The sequence below is a fragment of the Vibrio ouci genome (genome assembly GCF_004551525.1).
GTDB classification, from domain to species: domain Bacteria; phylum Pseudomonadota; class Gammaproteobacteria; order Enterobacterales; family Vibrionaceae; genus Vibrio; species Vibrio ouci.
This window is the reverse complement of sequence record NZ_SATR01000001.1, coordinates 129,983-148,926: the sequence shown is the minus strand read 5'-3', so window position 1 is coordinate 148,926 and position 18,944 is coordinate 129,983. Positions and strand designations below refer to the sequence as shown.

Genomic DNA, 18,944 nt, shown 5'->3' with positions numbered 1-18,944 from the left:
AGCGAATCACGGAGCGTAAAAGCGGCGAAGATCATAGAAACGAAGGATTTTGTTTCATCTGGTTAATAGTTCTTTCAGTCAATAAACCGATGTGGCTAAAATGAATGGTCATTTTCGATAGGCTAAAACTGATAACGCCTTATGCAACGATTTACTCAAAAGAAATTCTTATACCCAATACTGACTTTTGTAATTACCGTCTTAGTGACTACCTACGCGGTGCATTTTGTCTATAAGACGCAATTTGACCATACCGTATCAATGGTGAACAAATTAGCTGAACAGCAATCTGAGAACTTACAAAAAGTGGTCGAGAGTGATCTGCACTTTATCGGTGCGGGGGCAAATTTCTATCACTCAACTGAGCGAGACAACTGGAGTCGCTTTCCAGTTTTTGCCGAAGAGTTGGTCTCAAAATCTGAAACCTTGATCGCCTTACAGTGGATGCAGAAAGTTGAAAGTAGCGACATCGCTGAGCATACCGCTAAAATGCGCCGTACTTTTCCGCATTTTGAACCTTATACTATCCCTAAGGATGGACCTAAAACATCCGGTTATATTATGGCAGACAATCAGCCGATTTTCGTTGCCTCCGATATCTTCCCGCGTAGCGAAGCCAACTTAGGTCTACTAGGCTTTTACTCTTCACGCTTACGTTTTCAACTTATTCTCGATGGTTTGATGGCAATGGGCGAACCGAATGTCTCGGATAAAGTCCGATTGCTTCAAGACGGCCTCGACCAAAGTCTCAAGAAGACCGGTATGTTGGTCTATCACCCGGTGTTTGATATCGAAAACAAGCAAGAATTAATTGGTGTTGTCGTCGGAGTCATTAGAACGACTCGCTATTTTGAGGGGTTAGTAAAGCGCACTGCAACAGAGCAAGACTTGCTGATCAAAGTTATTGATATGGGGTTTGATGCTGAAGATGATCCGGTTCTCTATCAAAGCGAAGGGTGGGATAGCTCCGCTGGTATTGAGATCACTAAACGAGTCGTCCTACCAAATCGTGAGTGGTTAGTGGATTTTAAGTTAGTTGATAGCGTCACTGAAAATGAGCGCTTTGTACTGACTTGGATTGCGCTGGCGGGTGGCGTTATTGCGGCGCTGCTCAGCTATATCGTTTTATTGTTAGTTCGAGAGAAAGAGCACCTTGCGTTTCTACTCGATGAACGAACACAAGAACTACAATTTATGGTTGAGCACGACTCTTTGACTGGCCTATACAATCGACGTGCGTTTAATCGCTTTTTATCGGATCTGGTTGAACGGGAACAAAACTTTGCATTGGTTGTTTTTGACATAGATAAGTTCAAGTCGATCAACGACTACTTTGGTCATGTTGCCGGAGATGACATGCTGATCTTCGTTGCTAATACTGTCCAAGCACAGTTGGATGAGAGTGATGTTTTTGTTCGTATGGGCGGCGATGAGTTCTGCATTATTACCCGTAAGATTGACCGCGATGAGCTGTTTACTTACTTAAACAATGTCTGTCGAGTAATGGCGAGTTCAGTCCATGAGCTGGGCAATCACAAGATACGCTGTACATTGAGCATCGGCGCCGCGGTGAGAATGTTGGAAAGTGAAGAAGAAATACTTCGCACAGCGGACGCTCAACTGTATAAGAGTAAACAAGCGGGCCGAAATTGTGTCACCGTTGCAGATTAACTGACCAGTTAACGGATCAATATTCGAGTTTTATGCGATTCTCATGTAGAATTTTGCGCTTTCTCAATTGTTTGAACATAGGCGAATCATGAACCATAACCGTGTAGTTTGTTTCGATTTAGAGATGTGCTGTTGGAATGAAAACGGTGTCGGTACGACTGGCGAAATTATTGAAGTAGGGCTAGCTGAAATTGATCTTGTTAATGGCAAGATAGTTAAGCGTGCTCAATATTATGTAAAGCCAGAGCATGATGAAGTGTCGCTGTTTTGTTCTCAATTAACAGGGATCACGCCGCGCAAAGTGGAAAAGCAAGGTCGACCGCTTGAAGAAGTACTCAAGTCGATGGTTAAAAATTTCGGTGGCGCAAACAAAATCTATGCGGCCTGGGGGCGCGATGACCGTATCTTGATCAAAGAATGTCAAGACAAGGGTATCGAAATGCCTTTTAACGAGTTCATTAACCTAGCGACCTTGTATCGAATCCAAAATCGCCTTAAAGACAAACGCATTGGTCATAAAGCAGCACAAGAAGCAAAAGGTATTGAGTGGGAAGGGCGTCAGCATTCAGGTTATGTTGATGCGTATAACCTCGCGAAACTGGCTTTAACCATGTTTTAAGACAGACCAAAAGATCAAAAAGGGAGCATTACGCTCCCTTTTGATATTTAGCGTTTTGATTCGTTTAATGCTTTGATTCGGTCACGCCTAACTTAGCGCGGATAAAGTCGCTGTGATCCACATAGAGTAATTCGGCGGTCTTACGAATCACAGAATCTTCAAGTGGGTCGATTTCACCATCGGCATGAGCGACCTCCCACATCGCTTTAATTAACTCAAAACGTGTTTCTTGGCTGAGTTCGCGCAGTTGCGAAGTAAAATCATACAAAGAGGCGGACTCTTTGCTTTTGGCTTCTGCACGAGATAGCAATGCGACCGCATCACTCTCTTCAATATCCAATAATCTTGTTAGCAATAGCCTCTTCGCTTCAACCTCTACTTGTTCAATTTGATGGTCTGCACCGGCGACCTCACACAGCAAGCAGGCAATGGCGAGATTGCTGTCTGCGTGAGAGGCGTGGCCTAAATCGTTCCCTTCAAGGAGCTGCTTGAATAGCGAAGTAATAGAGTTGAGCATATAACGAGCCTTTATTGGGGTGTTATTGATATAGATAGTGCTTATCGAATCACAACTCAAGGCTCTTTACAGAAACCTTACTTTTCTTCTATCGGTGGAAAGTCCCATTCAACGCCTTCACCGGTCAGTATAGAAATACGCTGTGGCTTACCATGACTATCGAGTTTTAACTCACCAATAGCGCTGGTATTGACTAATCTACGGCGGCCGGGTGTGTTTGGATCTCTTTTCTTAATCTTGAGTCGCTTACGCTTAGTTAAAAAGTTAAGCGGAGAACGAGGCGAGTAAAGTAGGCGGTCTGCGTGGTCACATCCTGCCAGCAGCGGCTCTGGGAATTGATTCTTAAATCCACTACAGGTTATTTGGTAGATGTTAGGGCTGTTGCGCCTAAATCTTAATTTGATGTCATATGCGAATGAGTAGTGTACGTCGCCTGACAGAATAACAAAGTTGGTCGGCGTTTTCGTGTGAGTAAAAATACTCAACAAGGTATTGGCACTACCAGGGTGGGCCATCCAGTTTTCAGCATCAATCAAAAGTGGTTGAGCCGCCATTGTTGCCGCCTTTTGCATTGCCTCAATGACCTTAACGCCAAACATCGGCGCAGCGGAGACCACAACGACTTTGTCTTGGTGCATCAGTTCATGTTGAAACTCGATCAGAGCTTCCCAATCCATCAGGCCAGAAGGCTTATTCATACGTGACTCTGAGCGCCAACGACGGGTGCGGGTATCGAGTACTACGACCTTCGGCGAAGTATGAATGGTGTAGTGCCAGCGCTCAAAGGTGTAAAGGTATTGAATAAACTCATCTTGATAGCGCTCACCAGGCTCGGATAAGAAGCGTGTCGCAACTGACATAAACTCTTGATTGAAGTTGTCAGGTTCATTACCCCAACCTTGGCAAAGCCAGTAGGCAATCAGACCGTTACCTATGATTCGGTTAGAAAAAGGGTTGCTGTAAGCCGCTTTCTCCCAACCAATGGTGAGGTTCCAGTCATCAGTGACATCATGATCGTCAAAGATCATATAGGTGGGAATGTGGGCGAACAAACGTTGTACCTGAGGCAGGCCACTAACGAACTGGTCGATAATGGCTTTTTCTTCTCGCCACTTTTGTTGCCATTTAGGCTCAAGCTCTTGACCCGCTTGGGTGAACTTGTTGTCGTGTAGGCGCGAAGTATTAAGCACTGGCCACAATGTTGGCGACCAAACTAACAGGTACATGGCAAAGAATTCTGAGAAGCTCACTAGGTGATTCTCTGCTTCGCGTGAGCTGAAAATAGGCGTATTACGATGCGGGAATAGCTTAGTTAATAAGCTGCCGTCATCGACATAGTGCGGTAAGATTTTATCGCGACCGTAATAACAATCAGCATGGCTAAACAGCTCCGTTGCTGATGAAATCGGTGCTTCGCCATATCGCTCATCCGGTAGACCCAACAGTTCAATGGTTTGAATAATTGCATCGAGTGTCGGTCCAGCAACATGATCGGCATAAATTTGATCGCCACTCATCATCAACATATCAGGACGCTCTTCAATTGGCAGCGTTGCGACCTTGTTGTCAGCACTGACTAACGCGTCAGGGCTAGGGTGGTGAGGGTTGCGGCAAGAGCCATGCAAAATGTAGTCGGCTTGCGTAGATATCTTAAAGGTCAGCCGAGTTTCATCGCCATACAGCAGCTCAGGGTAAAGCTGACTTAATGGACCTTGGTCAGTATGGAACTCGTAGCTAAGCGCGACATTGGCAGGGAAGTCTCCACGAAAATGAGCCTGTGTAAGATAGCAGTGACTGCCGATTTGCAATTGGCTGCAACTATTTAAGTCTTCGCTAAAAATCTGCCCTTGGTCAGGCTCTAGATTAAGCGAGAAATGGCCTTTAAGTGGCTGACTGGTAACAAGCCAGAAAACCAGCTCATTGGGAGTCACTTTACGTAAAATTGGGCCTGCAATAAGAAAAGGTAAACGCGTTTTCATTCACTACTCGGTTGGGTCTTTAGGTACGTCAGGATCTTCGAGTATTTCGATGATTTCAGAGCTGGAAAGTTCATGTCCCATTAAAAATAGCGCCAACATCGCATCCGCTTTGGTTTTGATATCCTCGCTATCCATCAAGATTTGCTCAAAACGGTATCGAATCATGTCAATTTCATGTTCAACGAACCCTCGTCCTTCTTCATCGCCTTGGATATCTTCTGGCGCAGAATCGAATTCAAGAAACATCAGTTCGCCGTCGAGTTTTGCATCGACTAAACGTTCAGGTAGCCACTCTTCGCCCATCACAATTTCTGGGTCGCTATCGTCCGGTAAGGAGTCGAGTAATCTTTTTAATTCTGAGGCTTTCACTATTTTTAGATTTGATGGATTATATATTCATATTTTAACGACCAATCGCCAATAAACATAAGTATTAACGGGATTAATTGGTCAGAATTTGAGTGCCTTCGGTACTTTTGAGTAAAAAATGTCAAATTATAAACGTCTAGCAGGCTTATTTTTAGCCAGTAGTGGATTAGTAACAACGTCGGTACAAGCGGAAGAAACCTCAGTAGTAGCAGAACAGGACTGGGGTATAGCCGCGGTTTATCGTACCGCTTCAATCCCTTTTGATACTCAAAGTGGGGATCAAACAGTAGGTACATTTGTACCTATGATGTTTTTTGAAAACGAGCATGTTTTCATTAATGGTTTAGAAGGCGGCGCGTATCTTTTTGAAACCGCTGACGAACAGTTTCAGCTTAATGCACTTATGCGTTTGCGCTTCGTCGATATTCCAGCATCGGCGCAGAATGCTAATGAAGGTGATTCGGCCGACTTCGGTGGTCAACTTCGTTATCGAATCAATGATGAGTGGACGCTGGATACTGAGTTACTCGCCGATAAAGACTTCCGCTTTCACGGTAATTTAACCGCAACTGGTGATTATGAGTTTGGCGACTGGGAGTTAAAGCCACACCTTACGCTGCGTTACAAAGATGCGGACTTTAATAGTGAGTACTACGCGTTTAAGAGTTACAGCGGTGAAACGGTAGGAGCGGGCATCGATATGAATGTCGGGGTGAGCGCTCGCTATCATGTTGCTTCCAACCTTTACCTGTTAGGTGCAACCAGCGTGACGCGCCTTGACGACAATGCGTATAACTCTTCGATCGTTGAAGATAGGTATCAAGGTGAGTTTTACCTTGGTTTTGGCTTCTTCACTGATAAGAGTAAAGAGAGAAAATCAGAGTTAACCAATAAACGTTACGTTCGAATTGCGCATGGCTGGGCTACCCCTTCTAATATCGGCGACATCATGAAGTTTAACGCCGAAAAAGACCCTTACAATAACCAGCTGACGTCGTTTTTCTATGGTCATCCGTTAACGGATGAGCTGTTTGGTTTGCCGATTGATATTTACCTGACTCCGGGTATTGTTCATCACTGGTCGTCAGACGTTCAGTCATCTTCAACGGAATACGTTGCTGCGATTAAAGCGTATTATACGTTTGATTGGCCGACCAAGTGGCGTTTTGGCGTCGCGGAAGGTATGTCGTACATCGACAACATCACTTATATCGAAGGAAGCGAAATGGAGCGTAAGGGGTATACGGCGAGTAACCTTCTTAACTACTTAGATTTTTCGTTTGATATGAATGTTGGCGACTTAATTAATAATCGCGATTTAGACAATATGTGGGTCGGCTACTCGCTTCACCACCGCAGCGCTATCTTCGAACAAGCGTCTCAATACGGCCGAATCAAAGGCGGCAGTAACTACAATACGATTTACGTGCAGTTCGATTTTTAATGAGTCGACGCTAATGACATTAAAAGCCGTGAGTTAGACGCTCACGGCTTTTTTGTTTCCCAATTATCTAGTTAGGCGATTACTCGCTGATATGTGATACAATTCACGCAGTTTTATCGATAAAAAGAATAGGTAACGCTTTGACTTCGTCACAGCCAGAAAAATCGACCGCAGCTGAGGGTAAAGCTCAGGCCAATAATGCGGCGTCACTTCGTAAAGCACTTAACCAGTGCATGATTAAAGACAGCTTCCGTTTAAGTAAACGTATTTCCGGCGCAAATAAAATTAAGAAAGATGCCGCTAGAAATGCAGTTTTCGACGAGATCGCATTAGATATCGCTAAATCCATGATGGATGCTGAGCAGCGCGGTAGCTACACACCCACCATTGAATACCCAGAAATTCTTCCTGTAAGTCAGAAAAAAGATGACATCGCTAAGGCGATTGAAGAAAACCAAGTGGTGATTGTTGCTGGTGAAACCGGTTCAGGTAAAACCACTCAGCTGCCGAAGATCTGTGCCGAGCTTGGCCGTGGTAAGTTTGGTTTAATCGGCCATACTCAGCCTCGTCGTCTGGCTGCTCGCTCTGTAGCGAATCGTATTGCAGAAGAGATGGAAACCAAACTTGGTGAGTTTGTTGGTTACAAGGTTCGATTTAACGATCAGATCTCTGAAAATACCCAAGTCAAATTGATGACTGACGGTATCTTGCTGGCAGAGATTCAACATGACCGTTTTCTCAATCAATACGACACCATCATTATCGATGAAGCGCACGAGCGCAGCCTGAATATCGATTTCATTTTGGGTTACTTGAGAGAGTTACTACCTTGTCGCCCAGATCTAAAAGTGATCATTACGTCGGCGACCATCGATCCTGAGCGTTTCTCCAAGCACTTTGATAATGCACCGATTATCGAGGTGTCGGGCCGAACTTACCCAGTTGAAACACGTTACCGTCCACTTCGCGGTGATGATGACGTCGATCGTGATCAGCTTGAAGGTATTTTTGAAGCTGTTGATGAACTGTGCGATGAAGGTTTAGGTGACATCCTGATCTTCATGAATGGTGAACGTGAGATTCGTGATACCGCGGATGCATTGTCTAAACGTAATCTGAAGAGTACGGAAATCGTACCGCTTTACGCGCGTTTGTCGGCCGGTGAACAGAACAAGATTTTCCAACCTCATGCGGGTCGTCGAATTGTACTGGCGACCAACGTTGCTGAAACATCGTTGACTGTTCCGGGCATTAAATACGTCATTGACCCAGGTACGGCGCGTATTTCTCGCTACAGCTACCGCACTAAGGTTCAGCGCTTACCGATTGAGCCAGTTTCGCAAGCGAGTGCCAATCAGCGTAAAGGTCGCTGTGGTCGTGTTGAAGAGGGTATCTGTGTTCGTCTTTACTCTGAGGACGACTTTAACTCACGTCCAGAGTTTACCGATCCAGAGATCCTACGTACCAACCTAGCATCGGTTATCTTGCAGATGACGGCGCTTGGGCTAGGCGATATTCAAGCATTCCCATTTGTGGAAGCACCGGATAAACGTAACATCCAAGACGGTGTTCGCCTGCTAGAAGAGTTAGGAGCAATCAATGCGGAAGCGAAAGATCCCGTTTCTCAAGGTAGTAAGAAGCGCTTAACCAGTATTGGTCGTCAACTGGCGCGTTTGCCAATCGACCCACGTTTAGCGCGCATGGTGCTTGAGTCGCCAAAATACGGTGCAACCAAAGAGTTGATGATCATTGCTTCGGCGTTATCAATTCAAGATCCGCGTGAACGTCCAAGTGACAAACAGCAATCGTCAGATGATAAGCACAAGCGTTTCTTCCATGAAGAGTCGGATTTCCTAACGTTTGTGAACCTGTGGGACTACATCCAAAAGCAACAGAAGAAGCTTTCAGGCAATCAGTTCCGCAAGCAGTGTAAGCAAGATTACCTAAATTACTTGCGCGTTCGTGAGTGGCAAGATGTCTACTTCCAAATCCATCAATCAATGCGTGAGATGAATTTCAAACTCAATGATGAACCAGCGTCGTATCAAGGCGTGCACTCAGCAATCTTGGTTGGTTTGCTGTCGCATATTGGTATGAAAGACCAAGAGAAGAATGAATATCAAGGTGCGCGTAATGCTCGCTTCCATATCTTCCCTGCATCTGGCCTATTCAAAAAGCAGCCTAAATGGATCATGTCCGCTGAGCTGGTGGAAACATCTAAGCTTTGGGGGCGAATTATTGCCAAGATTCAACCAGAATGGATTGAGCCTTTAGCAAAACACCTGATTAAACGCAGCTACAGCGAACCGCATTGGTCGAAGAAGCGCGCTGCCGTTATGGCTCACGAAAAAGTGATGCTTTATGGTGTGCCAATTGTACCAAAACGCCTAGTCAACTATGGCAGTATCGATTCAACGGTAAGCCGAGAGATTTTCGTTCGCAGCGCGTTGGTTGAAGGTGAGTGGGAAACCAAACATGCGTTCTTCAAGCAAAACCGCAAGCTATTGCGTGAGGTTGAAGAGCTAGAGCACAAGTCCCGTCGCCGCGATATCTTGGTTGATGACGATGAGCTGTTTGATTTCTATGACCAACGCGTCGGTACTGAAGTTGTATCTGGCAAGCACTTTGATACTTGGTGGAAGAAAGCTTCGAAAGAAAACAGTGAACTGCTGAACTTTGAAAAAGAGATGCTGTTCAAAGGCGATGCGAGCCACGTTACTGATCTCGATTATCCAAACTTCTGGCATCAGAATGGGCTTAAACTCAAGTTAAGCTACCAATTTGAGCCGGGTGAAGACAATGATGGTGTGACGGTTCACTTACCGCTGCCGATTCTTAACCAAGTTGAGCCGGGTGGCTTTGATTGGCAGATCCCTGGGCTTCGCCACGAATTGGTGGTGAGCTTAATTAAGTCACTACCTAAGACTATCCGTAAGAACTTTGTTCCTGCGCCAAACTACGCGGATGCATTCTTGGCACGTGCAACAGCGATGGAAGCGCCGCTTCTAGACTCGTTAGAGAAAGAGCTGCGCCGCATGACGGGTGTCGAAGTACTGCGCGAAGACTGGAAGCTTGACCAAGTGCCAGAACACTTGAAGGTGACGTTCCGAGCGGTGGATCACCGTAATCGTAAGCTGAAAGAAAACCGCGACTTGCATGAACTTAAAGAGAGCCTAAAAGACAAGGTTCAAGAGACCTTATCTAAGGTTGCCGATGATGATATTGAGCAACAAGGTTTGCATACGTGGAGCTTTGGTGAACTGCCTAAAGTATATCAACAGAAACGTGGTGGCTACGATGTGAAAGCGTACCCAGCATTGGTTGATAGCAAAGATAGTGTCGAAATTAAGCTATACGAAACTGAGTATGAGCAAGTCACTGCCATGAAAGCAGGTCAACGTCGCTTAATCTTGCTCAATGTGCCATCACCGATTAAGTACCTGCATTCGAATCTACCGAATAAGTCGAAGCTTGGTTTGTACTTTAACCCTTACGGCAAGGTACTTGATCTCATTGATGACTGCATCGCTTGTGGTGTTGATAAGCTTATCGAAGAGAAGGGCGGCATCGTTTGGGAACCAGAGCAGTTTGAAGCCCTAAAAGAGCACGTAAGAGCGGAATTAGGTGACACTGTGGTGGAAATCGCTCAGCAGGTTGAGACTATTCTGACAACCGCATTTAACATCAATAAGAAGTTAAAAGGTAAAATAGATTTCACGATGGCTTTTGCCTTATCTGATATCAAAGCTCAGGTTGAAGGGCTGATATTTAAAGGCTTTGCAACCGAGTGTGGCTGGAAACGTTTGACAGATATTTTACGTTACATGAAAGCAATAGAACGTAGAATGGAGAAGCTACCCATCGATCCAAACAAAGATCGTTTGCACATGCTCAAAATTGAATCAGTAGCGAATGATTACAAAGAGTTACTGAACAAAATACCAAAAGGTGTCGCGGTACCTGACAATGTTAAAGAGGTTCGCTGGATGCTCGAAGAGTTGCGAGTAAGCTATTTTGCGCAGCAACTTGGAACACCTTACCCAGTATCAGATAAGCGCGTGAAAATGGCCATAGACGCTTGTTAGGCACATTAGTTGCATAATTATTGGGTATCAATCGGAATTTTGACTATAATGGCAGAGGTTTGCCGCAGCGAACTTCTGTTTTAAATAACTAGAGAAGGTTTATTATGAAAAAGACACTACTAGCGCTAGCTCTAATCGGCGCATCAGCTACAGCTTCTGCTGATTCTTGGATTTACGGTAGCGCAAGTGTAGGTCAGGCGGATCTGGGCAATGAATCATCAACGTCATACAACGTACACGTTGGTACAGGTATTCTTCCTTTCATTGGTCTAGAAGCGGGTTACCAAAACTTTGGCGATTTCGACAACGTTAACTACGGTGGTGTAGTGCGTGATCTAGAAGGTTCAGCAGTTTACTTCGCAGCGAAACCAAGCATTGATTTTGGTCCTCTGCACGTATACGCAAAAGCAGGTCTTCACTCTTACGAGCTAAACGAAAAGGGCGGTAGCTTCAAAGAAGACGAAGTCGACATGATGTACGGTGTTGGTGCTGAGTACTTCGTAATGGGCCCTATCTCTCTAGGCGCTAGCTACAACGTATTCTCTATGAAAGAAGAAGACGTGAAGAACTTCTCTCTAAACGCGACATTCCACTTCCTATAATGAATTCGCGGTTGTGATTTAAAAAGCCTGACTTCGGTCGGGCTTTTTTGTGGTTACTGATCGCTAGTCGGTGTATCACAACGCACACTATTCACCCATACGACTTGCGAAAGTTATATATGCCCCAATAACTTATGTTAGAGCGCTAACGTATGGTGAAAAGGTATCTAAATGCAATCAGCATCAAATCTCGAATCAGATAATCCCCAAGTCACCAAGAAGAACCTTGGAATCCTTTTTGAGCTACTAAAGTTCATTAAGCCTTACCGAGTAAAAGTTGGTGCAGCACTCGTTGCTCTGATCTTTACGGCTTCATTGACGCTTACCGTTGGCCATGGTGTGAGAATACTGATCGACCAAGGCTTTGCTCAGCAATCAACATCTGAGCTCGGTAGTGCGATTGGTTTTATTCTGATCGTTACCGTTCTTATCTCAATCGGTACATTCTTTCGCTTCTATTTAGTGTCGTCAGTGGGAGAGCGAGTCAGTGCTGATATAAGGCTGGCCGTGTTTAACCATATCGTCACGCTCCACCCAAGTTATTTTGAGACCAATGGTAGCGGCGACATCATGTCTCGCATAACCACAGATACCACTTTACTGCAAAGTATCATTGGTTCCTCTTTCTCGATGGCGATGCGCAGCGCTCTAATGTGTGTTGGCGCTATCATTATGCTGTTCGCCACCAACATCAAATTGACCCTCATCGTGTTGGCTTCAGTGCCTTTCGTTTTGGTACCTATTCTGTTTTACGGCCGCAGAGTTCGAGCTCTGTCACGCCAAAGCCAAGACTCTATGGCTGATGTGGGTAGCTATGCTGGTGAAGCGATAGAACATATTAAAACTGTACAAAGTTATAGCCGAGAAGCTGAGGAGAAAAGCCACTTCTCTCAAGAGGTAGAGAAAGCGTATGACATTGGCCGTAAACGGGTAAAGCAACGCGCGATTTTGATTTCGGGTGTGATTGTTATCGTCTTCAGTGCGATTTCTGGAATGTTGTGGGTTGGTGGCAGTGACGTCATTAACGGCACAATGTCAGCGGGTGACTTAGGTGCCTTTGTCTTCTATGCGATTATGGTTGCCTCTTCATTAGCGACGATTTCTGAGGTGATGGGAGAACTGCAAAGAGCGGCCGGAGCAACCGAGCGATTGGTCGAAATCCTTCAGGTCAAAAGTGCCATTGTCGCGCCTAATGTGTCGACCAGACCGTCGTCAACTTTGACTGCCGAAGTCAGTTTCAATGATGTGACGTTTCATTATCCCTCACGACCAGATACTCCCGCTTTAGAGCAGTTAACCTTACAAGCCGAAGAAGGCAAAGTACTGGCGTTGGTTGGGCCTTCTGGGGCAGGCAAAAGTACTCTGTTTGAGTTGTTACAGCGCTTCTATGACCCGCAGCAGGGAGCTGTGACGTATGGCGGTGTTGACGTGCGAAACTTTGCGCCAAGTGAACTTCGTGAACAGATGGCGCTTGTTCCTCAGCAACCTGCTTTGTTTAGTAATGATGTCTTCTACAATATTCGTTACGGAAACCCTGATGCTACCGACGAGCAAGTCATTGAGGCAGCGAAGAAAGCACACGCCCATGATTTTATTATGAAACTGCCGGAAGGTTATCAGAGCTTTTTAGGAGAGCGAGGCGTACGCCTATCTGGTGGGCAACGCCAACGTATTGCCATTGCGAGAGCCATCCTAAAAGATCCAAGTATCTTATTGCTTGATGAGGCGACCAGTGCGCTAGATAGTGAAAGCGAGCATCATGTCCAACAAGCGTTAGATGAGCTTATGCGCAATCGAACTACCATTATCATTGCACACCGACTCTCTACTATCCAACATGCTGACAAGATCGCAGTCTTTGACCACGGAAAGCTGGTGGATGTTGGTAACCATCAACAGTTGATGGGCAGTTGCGAGCTGTATCAACGCTTAGTTGAACTTCAATTTAAGCACCTTAACGGAGAACAAATCGTTGCTAGTTAAGCCAAAGTAGTCTGTTGAACGTATACAAGTGTGAATCATTAAAGAGATAGTTCATGTCGACAAAACAGAAAAACATACCTACCCATCGAATCTCCCGCTTCGGGAAGCTTGCGTCGCTGGCCACTCGTGTTGCAGGTAACGTTTTAACAGAAGGGACTAAGCAGTTAGCAAAGGGTCAAAGGCCTAAGGCGAAAGATCTGATTCTGACACCAGCGAATATCTCAAGACTCACCGAACAACTGGCACACTTACGTGGAGCGGCGATGAAGTTGGGCCAAATGCTATCCATGGATGCTGGTGACGTTCTTGAGCCAGAACTCGCGGATATTCTCGCTAGGCTTCGCTCAGATGCCGACCCGCTACCCGCAAAGCAGCTTAATCAGGTATTAGAAGGTGCGTTAGGGGCGGATTGGAAGCTTCAGTTTGCTGCTTTCAACTTTAAGCCAGTAGCCAGCGCCTCTATTGGTCAGGTTCACCAAGCCTATAATGATGATGGTGAAAAGCTGGCGGTGAAAGTTCAGTATCCGGGAATCAGAAAAAGCATCAATAGTGATGTCGATAACGTGGGGACATTGCTAAGTATCGTTGGCCTGATTCCAGAGTCTGTTGATTATAAGGGCTTACTCGAAGAAGCGAAAAAACAGCTACATGATGAAGCGGATTACCAGCGTGAAGCGAACTTTGCACAACGTTATTATCAAGCTTTGCAAAACACGGATCACTTTGTGGTACCTAATATTCATACTGACATAACCTCCGAATCTGTCTTAGCGATGGATTTCCTTGAAGGTATTTCAATAGAGAATGTAGAAACGTTAGCGCAGCCTGACCGTGACCTTGTCATGCACCGTTTGCTTGAGTTGATGTTCAGAGAGTTGTTTGACTTCAAAATGGTTCAGACTGACCCTAATTTCGCTAACTACCTTTACATGCCAGAGAGTAAGCAGATTGGTTTACTCGACTTTGGTGCTACACGAGAATACAGCGACAGGTTCAGTGACGGATATCGTAAGGCTTTTTCATCGGTGGTGCAGGGAAGCGAGTCGGGCTTGAACGATGCCTTAGAACAAATCGGTTTTTTCAGCCAGGACATTTTACCGGAGCAGCGCCGAGCCATTCTCAACTTGGTTAAACTTGCCTGTGAGCCTATGCTGGTGGATGAAGAGTATGATTTCAGAGCCAGTGGCTTAGCTATGCGTTTAAGAGAAGCCGGAACGATATTAAGTATGGAGCAAGACTACTGGCACACACCTCCAGCTGATGCACTGTTTTTACACCGCAAGATTGGTGGTATGTATTTACTGGCTGCCCGTTTAGGCGCAAAAGTCAATATCCATCAATTAGCCACGCCTTACTTACAGGTCTAAAGGGATCTATCTAGAGCGTGTTTCACCTGATTACTTAGACGATATAAAGATCAAAGGCTTAGCTTTGAGACATGCCTTTTAAAGTTTAATTTAGACGTTGAGATTTATTGGGTCGATTGACACTATCTAAAGTATTCAAAACAAGGAATGTGAGAACACCATTGACTACTAACATCATTAGAGCCACCGTCGAACAACTAGACTTGGTTGCCGACCTATTCAACCAGTATCGAGTTTTTTATGGTCAAGAGAGTGACCTTAAACTCGCTCATCACTACATCAACGAAAGACTTTGTAATGAAGAGTCAGTTGTATTTCTAGCAGTGAATGCTGATGGCGAAGCGGTAGGCTTTACCCAGCTTTATCCGACCTTCTCGTCAGTTTCAGCACAGCGTAGTTGGATTTTAAACGATCTGTTTGTGACTGAGAGTGGCCGTTCGGGGGGAGTAGGCAGAGCATTGATGAATGCCGCTACCCAGCATGCGATAGAAACCGGCGCGAATGGTCTTAGTTTAGAAACGGCCAATGACAATGTTATCGCTCAAAGCCTTTATGAATCATTAGGCTATAAAAAGGAGACGGCTTACCTAAGCTATTTTTTGAGCGTGTAGATTGAGGTTTCCAATCATTAGAAAAGCCACTCGATTGAGTGGCTTTTGTCTGTCTAGAGCAAAGAGTATTTAAGCTTGTTGTTTTTGTAGCTCAGCTTCTTTTGCTTCGTCTTCGATTAGCGAGTCAACGATAACCGCACACGCTGCATCACCAGTGATGTTTAGTGCTGTACGAATCATGTCGAAGATACGGTCAAGAGCAAACAGTAGCGGTAGACCTTCGATTGGAATACCAGCCGCTAGAAGTACTGCAACGACTAGGAATGAAGGACCAGGAACACCTGCTTGACCTACAGCACCTAGCGTAGAGGTTACAATGATCGCTACGTAAGCGCCCATACCTAGGTCAATGTTGAATAGCTGAGCAAAGAAGATAGCAACCAAACCGTAGTAGATTGCGTTACCGCTCATGTTGATGGTTGCACCTAGAGGAAGAACGAACGACGCCGTAGAGTTCTTAACACCTAGCTCGTGCTCAACGGTATCAAGTGTTACTGGTAGAGTTGCCATAGATGACGCTGTTGATAGTGCAACCGCTTGAGGTTTCTTCATTGCAACTAGGAACTTCTTCGCAGAAGTCTTAGTGAAGATGTGCACCATTAGAGGGTAAGCAATAAAACCGAAGATAAGAATCGCAGCAACGTAAACAACGAATAGCTTGAACACCACCATTAGTGCGCCAAAACCAAACGTACCAACCGCTTCAGCCATTAGACCGAATACGCCGATTGGTGCAATGATCATTACTTTGTTGATCATCCAAACCATAGCGTCAACGATAGCGTTTACACCGTTGATGATTGGCTCACGTTTTTCTTTCGCTTGCTTAGAAATCGCAATACCAAAGAACATACAGAATACTAGGATCTGTAGGATGTTTGCTTCATTCAGTGATTGGAAAACGTTGGTTGGGATCATACCAGTGATGGTCGCCCAGAAAGTAGGAAGTTCACCTTTTGAAGCGTATTCAACTGAGAACATGCCCTCGACACCAGAGACGTCGATGCCCATGCCAGGCTTGAATACTTCACCCATAAATAGGGCTAGTGCTACTGCTAGTGCAGACGTTAGGCCGAAGTAGCCCAAAGTCACCACACCAACTTTACCAGCTGATTGGCTATTACCCAAGCCAGCAGCACCAGAAATCAGTGCAACGGCTACCAATGGGATAACCAGCATTTTAATTAGGTTGATAAAGATCGCACCTAGAGGAGCGAACATGGTTGCGCTCTCGCCCATGAAGGCACCAACGGCAGTACCGATAATCATGGCGATGACAACTTGTACACCAATATTGCTTAGCAAACTCTTTTCTTTTAACACTTCCATAACCTCTGTGCTAATAAAATTTAAAAATCCAGAATTACCATCTGAGTTAAAACTCGAACATGGTTAATAATTTCGTCTCGCTTTTTACACTTAAATTTTACAATTAGCAATACGTGTCAGTAGTAATAGAGGAATTTAAAAACACATTTGTTGATAAGTGACAATTTTTTGCTCAATAGCAAACGTTTGCTTGGTGGGTTATAACTCTGATGTGTATTTTAGTTTATAGATCTATTCGGAATTTCAATGATGGGAATGGTGGGGTGAATGTTAATAAAAAGATCGATTTCTTGCGGTATTAAGAAATCGATCTCATAGAAGTTTAGATGGCTAACACGTTACTTTTGTGTCGCAGCCTTCATCGATGAAACAAAGTTTTCGAGCTGCTGTAACATATTCTCTGGCTGCTCGACATTGTTTTCGATGATTTTCACAACGGCAGAGCCGGAAATTGCGCCTGCTGCACCGGCATCAATAGCTTGTTTTACTTGCTCTGGTTCAGAGATACCAAAGCCCAGTAGCGCTGGTGGAGCATCAAACTGATTTAGGCGGTCAAGTAGCGTGCTGACTGGCATGTTGGCTTTGGTTTCTGCACCAGTTACACCGGCACGTGAAAGTAGGTAAGTGTATCCACCACCCAGTTTTGCCACTTGGTCTAGAGTTTCGTCAGAAGCGGTTGGCGGCGCAATAAAGATTGGCTCAACATTATGCTTTCTCGCCGCTGCAACAAACTCTTCACTCTCGTTAGTCGGAACGTCCGCAATAAGAACTGAGTCGATACCTGCTTTGGCGCAGCGCTCGTAGAAGTTATCAATGCCACGAGAGTAAACAAGGTTGGCGTACATGAGCAGACCAATCGGAAGGTCTGGGTACTTAGCGCGAATTTGGCTAATCAGATCAAAACAAATATCAGGAGTCGCGCTAGAATCCAGTGCACGAATGTTCGCACCCTGAATCGTTGGGCCATCCGCTAATGGGTCTGAAAACGGAATACCAAGTTCTAGGGCGTCAGCGCCAGCTTCAACCAAGGTTTCCATGATTTTTAGAGACTGCTCAGGATTCGGATCGCAAACTGTTACGAACGGAACGAAAGCACCTTGATTTTTATCGTTTAGGCTCGCGAATAGCTTTTCATAACGGTTCATTAGATCGCTCCTTTTTGTTGCAGAATGTCATGTACAGTAAAGATGTCTTTGTCGCCGCGACCAGATAGGTTAACCACCAGTAGTTGTTCTTTCTCTGGGTTTTCACGAGCCATACGTAGTGCGTGTGCAAGAGCGTGAGATGACTCAAGAGCAGGGATGATACCTTCGCTACGCGCTAGCTCTTGGAATGCATCCAGCGCTTCATCATCGGTGACGTTGTCGTATTCAGCGCGACCAATTGCGTTAAGGTGCGCGTGCTGTGGACCAACTGATGGGAAATCGAGACCAGCTGATACAGAGTAAGACTCTTCAACCTGACCATTTTCATCTTGCATCAATGGTGCTTTCATACCAAAGAAGATGCCGGTTTTACCGTGTTTCAGCGGAGCGCCGTGTTGGTCGGTATCGATACCTTTACCTGCTGGCTCAACACCGATTAGGCGAACGGTCTCTTCTTCAATGAAGTCTGCGAACATGCCGATGGCATTTGAACCACCACCCACACAGGCGATCACTGCGTCAGGTAGGCGACCTTCACGTGCCAGAATTTGGTTCTTAGTCTCTTCACCGATCATGCGTTGGAAATCACGAACAATAGTTGGGAATGGGTGAGGACCTGCTGCTGTACCTAATAGGTAGTGAGCGTCTTCGTAAGTTGCTGACCAGTCACGCAGAGCTTCGTTACAAGCATCTTTGAGTGTTGCAGAGCCAGAGTGTACAGGGATAACCTCTGCACCCATTAGTTTCATACGGAATACGTTCGGGCTTTGACGCTCAACGTCTTTTGCACCCATGTATACACGGCATTTAAGACCAAGTAGGGCACACGCCAGCGCAGTAGCCACGCCATGTTGACCCGCGCCAGTTTCAGCGATGATCTCTTCTTTACCCATACGCTTGGCGAGCAGAGCTTGGCCTAATACTTGGTTAGTTTTGTGCGCACCACCGTGAAGAAGGTCTTCACGTTTCAGGTACAGTTTGGTTTTCGTACCTTTAGTTAGGTTACGAGTCAATGTTAGCGCGGTAGGGCGGCCTGCGTACTCTTGCAGCAGAGTCATAAACTCGCTACGAAACTCTGGGTCTTCCTGCGCGTCAATAAAGGCTTGCTCTAGTTGCTCAAGAGCAGGGACAAGAATCTGTGGTACATACTGACCACCGTATTCGCCGAAGTAGGCATCTAATTTAGCCATGGTGTAAATCCTTCATTTTGGGATAGCGCCAGT

General features: G+C 45.4%; 14 protein-coding genes. 8 read left to right on the top strand and 6 right to left on the bottom strand.

The features are described from left to right. The first annotated feature begins 141 nt into the window (after positions 1 to 141). Positions 142 to 1,671, top strand: a complete 1,530-nt coding sequence (locus tag ELS82_RS00645; protein ID WP_134833750.1) for a sensor domain-containing diguanylate cyclase — start codon at positions 142 to 144, stop codon at positions 1,669 to 1,671. Positions 1,672 to 1,759: 88 nt separating this feature from the next. Beyond that, a complete protein-coding gene (locus ELS82_RS00640) occupies positions 1,760 to 2,290 on the top strand; it encodes a 3'-5' exonuclease (protein ID WP_053438144.1) in 531 nt (176 codons plus the stop codon). Positions 2,291 to 2,354: 64 nt separating this feature from the next. On the opposite strand, the gene ELS82_RS00635 is transcribed toward ELS82_RS00640, so the two are convergent. The 3 genes from ELS82_RS00635 to ELS82_RS00625 all read right to left on the bottom strand — a co-directional run bounded on the left by ELS82_RS00635 (position 2,355) and on the right by ELS82_RS00625 (position 5,155). Continuing rightward, a complete protein-coding gene (locus tag ELS82_RS00635) occupies positions 2,355 to 2,807 on the bottom strand; it encodes a tellurite resistance TerB family protein (protein ID WP_134833749.1) in 453 nt (150 codons plus the stop codon). Positions 2,808 to 2,884: 77 nt separating this feature from the next. Beyond that, positions 2,885 to 4,786 (bottom strand): metallophosphoesterase family protein, encoded by a 1,902-nt coding sequence (locus ELS82_RS00630; protein ID WP_134833748.1) that lies wholly within the window; start codon positions 4,784 to 4,786, stop codon positions 2,885 to 2,887. 3 nt (positions 4,787 to 4,789) lie between these two features. After that, positions 4,790 to 5,155 carry a VC1380 family protein gene (locus ELS82_RS00625; RefSeq protein ID WP_134833747.1) on the bottom strand — a complete coding sequence of 122 codons (366 nt, stop codon included), beginning with the start codon at positions 5,153 to 5,155 and terminating at the stop codon, positions 4,790 to 4,792. A gap of 118 nt (positions 5,156 to 5,273) precedes the next feature. Here ELS82_RS00625 and ELS82_RS00620 point away from each other — a divergent pair, with 118 nt between their 5' ends. The 6 genes from ELS82_RS00620 (at position 5,274) to ELS82_RS00595 (ending at position 15,247) form a co-directional block, all read left to right on the top strand. Beyond that, positions 5,274 to 6,599: a MipA/OmpV family protein gene (locus ELS82_RS00620; RefSeq protein WP_134833746.1), complete on the top strand. Its 1,326-nt coding sequence runs from the start codon at positions 5,274 to 5,276 to the stop codon at positions 6,597 to 6,599. Between the two features lie 140 nt (positions 6,600 to 6,739). Further along, complete coding sequence (gene hrpA / locus ELS82_RS00615; RefSeq protein ID WP_370447423.1) at positions 6,740 to 10,684, top strand: ATP-dependent RNA helicase HrpA; 3,945 nt, start codon at positions 6,740 to 6,742, stop codon at positions 10,682 to 10,684. A 104-nt stretch (positions 10,685 to 10,788) separates the two neighbouring features. Then, positions 10,789 to 11,286: an outer membrane beta-barrel protein gene (locus tag ELS82_RS00610; protein ID WP_134833744.1), complete on the top strand. Its 498-nt coding sequence runs from the start codon at positions 10,789 to 10,791 to the stop codon at positions 11,284 to 11,286. A gap of 171 nt (positions 11,287 to 11,457) precedes the next feature. Continuing rightward, on the top strand, positions 11,458 to 13,269 hold the full coding sequence (locus ELS82_RS00605; RefSeq protein ID WP_134833743.1) for an ABC transporter ATP-binding protein/permease: 1,812 nt from the start codon (positions 11,458 to 11,460) through the stop codon (positions 13,267 to 13,269). Between the two features lie 53 nt (positions 13,270 to 13,322). Continuing rightward, positions 13,323 to 14,636, top strand: a complete 1,314-nt coding sequence (locus ELS82_RS00600) for an ABC1 kinase family protein (protein ID WP_134833742.1) — start codon at positions 13,323 to 13,325, stop codon at positions 14,634 to 14,636. Positions 14,637 to 14,797: 161 nt separating this feature from the next. Further along, positions 14,798 to 15,247 carry a GNAT family N-acetyltransferase gene (locus ELS82_RS00595; RefSeq protein ID WP_134833741.1) on the top strand — a complete coding sequence of 150 codons (450 nt, stop codon included), beginning with the start codon at positions 14,798 to 14,800 and terminating at the stop codon, positions 15,245 to 15,247. A gap of 69 nt (positions 15,248 to 15,316) precedes the next feature. On the opposite strand, the gene ELS82_RS00590 is transcribed toward ELS82_RS00595, so the two are convergent. The 3 genes from ELS82_RS00590 to trpB all read right to left on the bottom strand — a co-directional run bounded on the left by ELS82_RS00590 (position 15,317) and on the right by trpB (position 18,911). Next, positions 15,317 to 16,576, bottom strand: a complete 1,260-nt coding sequence (locus tag ELS82_RS00590) for a dicarboxylate/amino acid:cation symporter (protein ID WP_134833740.1) — start codon at positions 16,574 to 16,576, stop codon at positions 15,317 to 15,319. A 338-nt stretch (positions 16,577 to 16,914) separates the two neighbouring features. Then, positions 16,915 to 17,721, bottom strand: a complete 807-nt coding sequence (gene trpA, locus ELS82_RS00585) for a tryptophan synthase subunit alpha (protein WP_134833739.1) — start codon at positions 17,719 to 17,721, stop codon at positions 16,915 to 16,917. Beyond that, on the bottom strand, positions 17,721 to 18,911 hold the full coding sequence (trpB, locus tag ELS82_RS00580) for a tryptophan synthase subunit beta (protein ID WP_134833738.1): 1,191 nt from the start codon (positions 18,909 to 18,911) through the stop codon (positions 17,721 to 17,723). The genes trpA and trpB overlap by 1 nt, the downstream gene beginning before the upstream one ends. Positions 18,912 to 18,944 lie beyond the last annotated feature (33 nt).

Bases quoted from the DNA above. Each gene is read 5' to 3' on its own strand.
- ELS82_RS00645 (WP_134833750.1), top strand. From the start codon at position 142: ATGCAACGATTTACTCAAAAGAAATTCTTATACCCAATACTGACTTTT.
- ELS82_RS00640 (WP_053438144.1), top strand. From the start codon at position 1,760: ATGAACCATAACCGTGTAGTTTGTTTCGATTTAGAGATGTGCTGTTGG.
- ELS82_RS00635 (WP_134833749.1), bottom strand. From the start codon at position 2,807: ATGCTCAACTCTATTACTTCGCTATTCAAGCAGCTCCTTGAAGGGAAC.
- ELS82_RS00630 (WP_134833748.1), bottom strand. From the start codon at position 4,786: ATGAAAACGCGTTTACCTTTTCTTATTGCAGGCCCAATTTTACGTAAA.
- ELS82_RS00620 (WP_134833746.1), top strand. From the start codon at position 5,274: ATGTCAAATTATAAACGTCTAGCAGGCTTATTTTTAGCCAGTAGTGGA.
- ELS82_RS00610 (WP_134833744.1), top strand. From the start codon at position 10,789: ATGAAAAAGACACTACTAGCGCTAGCTCTAATCGGCGCATCAGCTACA.
- ELS82_RS00605 (WP_134833743.1), top strand. From the start codon at position 11,458: ATGCAATCAGCATCAAATCTCGAATCAGATAATCCCCAAGTCACCAAG.
- ELS82_RS00600 (WP_134833742.1), top strand. From the start codon at position 13,323: ATGTCGACAAAACAGAAAAACATACCTACCCATCGAATCTCCCGCTTC.
- ELS82_RS00590 (WP_134833740.1), bottom strand. From the start codon at position 16,576: ATGGAAGTGTTAAAAGAAAAGAGTTTGCTAAGCAATATTGGTGTACAA.
- trpA (WP_134833739.1), bottom strand. From the start codon at position 17,721: ATGAACCGTTATGAAAAGCTATTCGCGAGCCTAAACGATAAAAATCAA.
- trpB (WP_134833738.1), bottom strand. From the start codon at position 18,911: ATGGCTAAATTAGATGCCTACTTCGGCGAATACGGTGGTCAGTATGTA.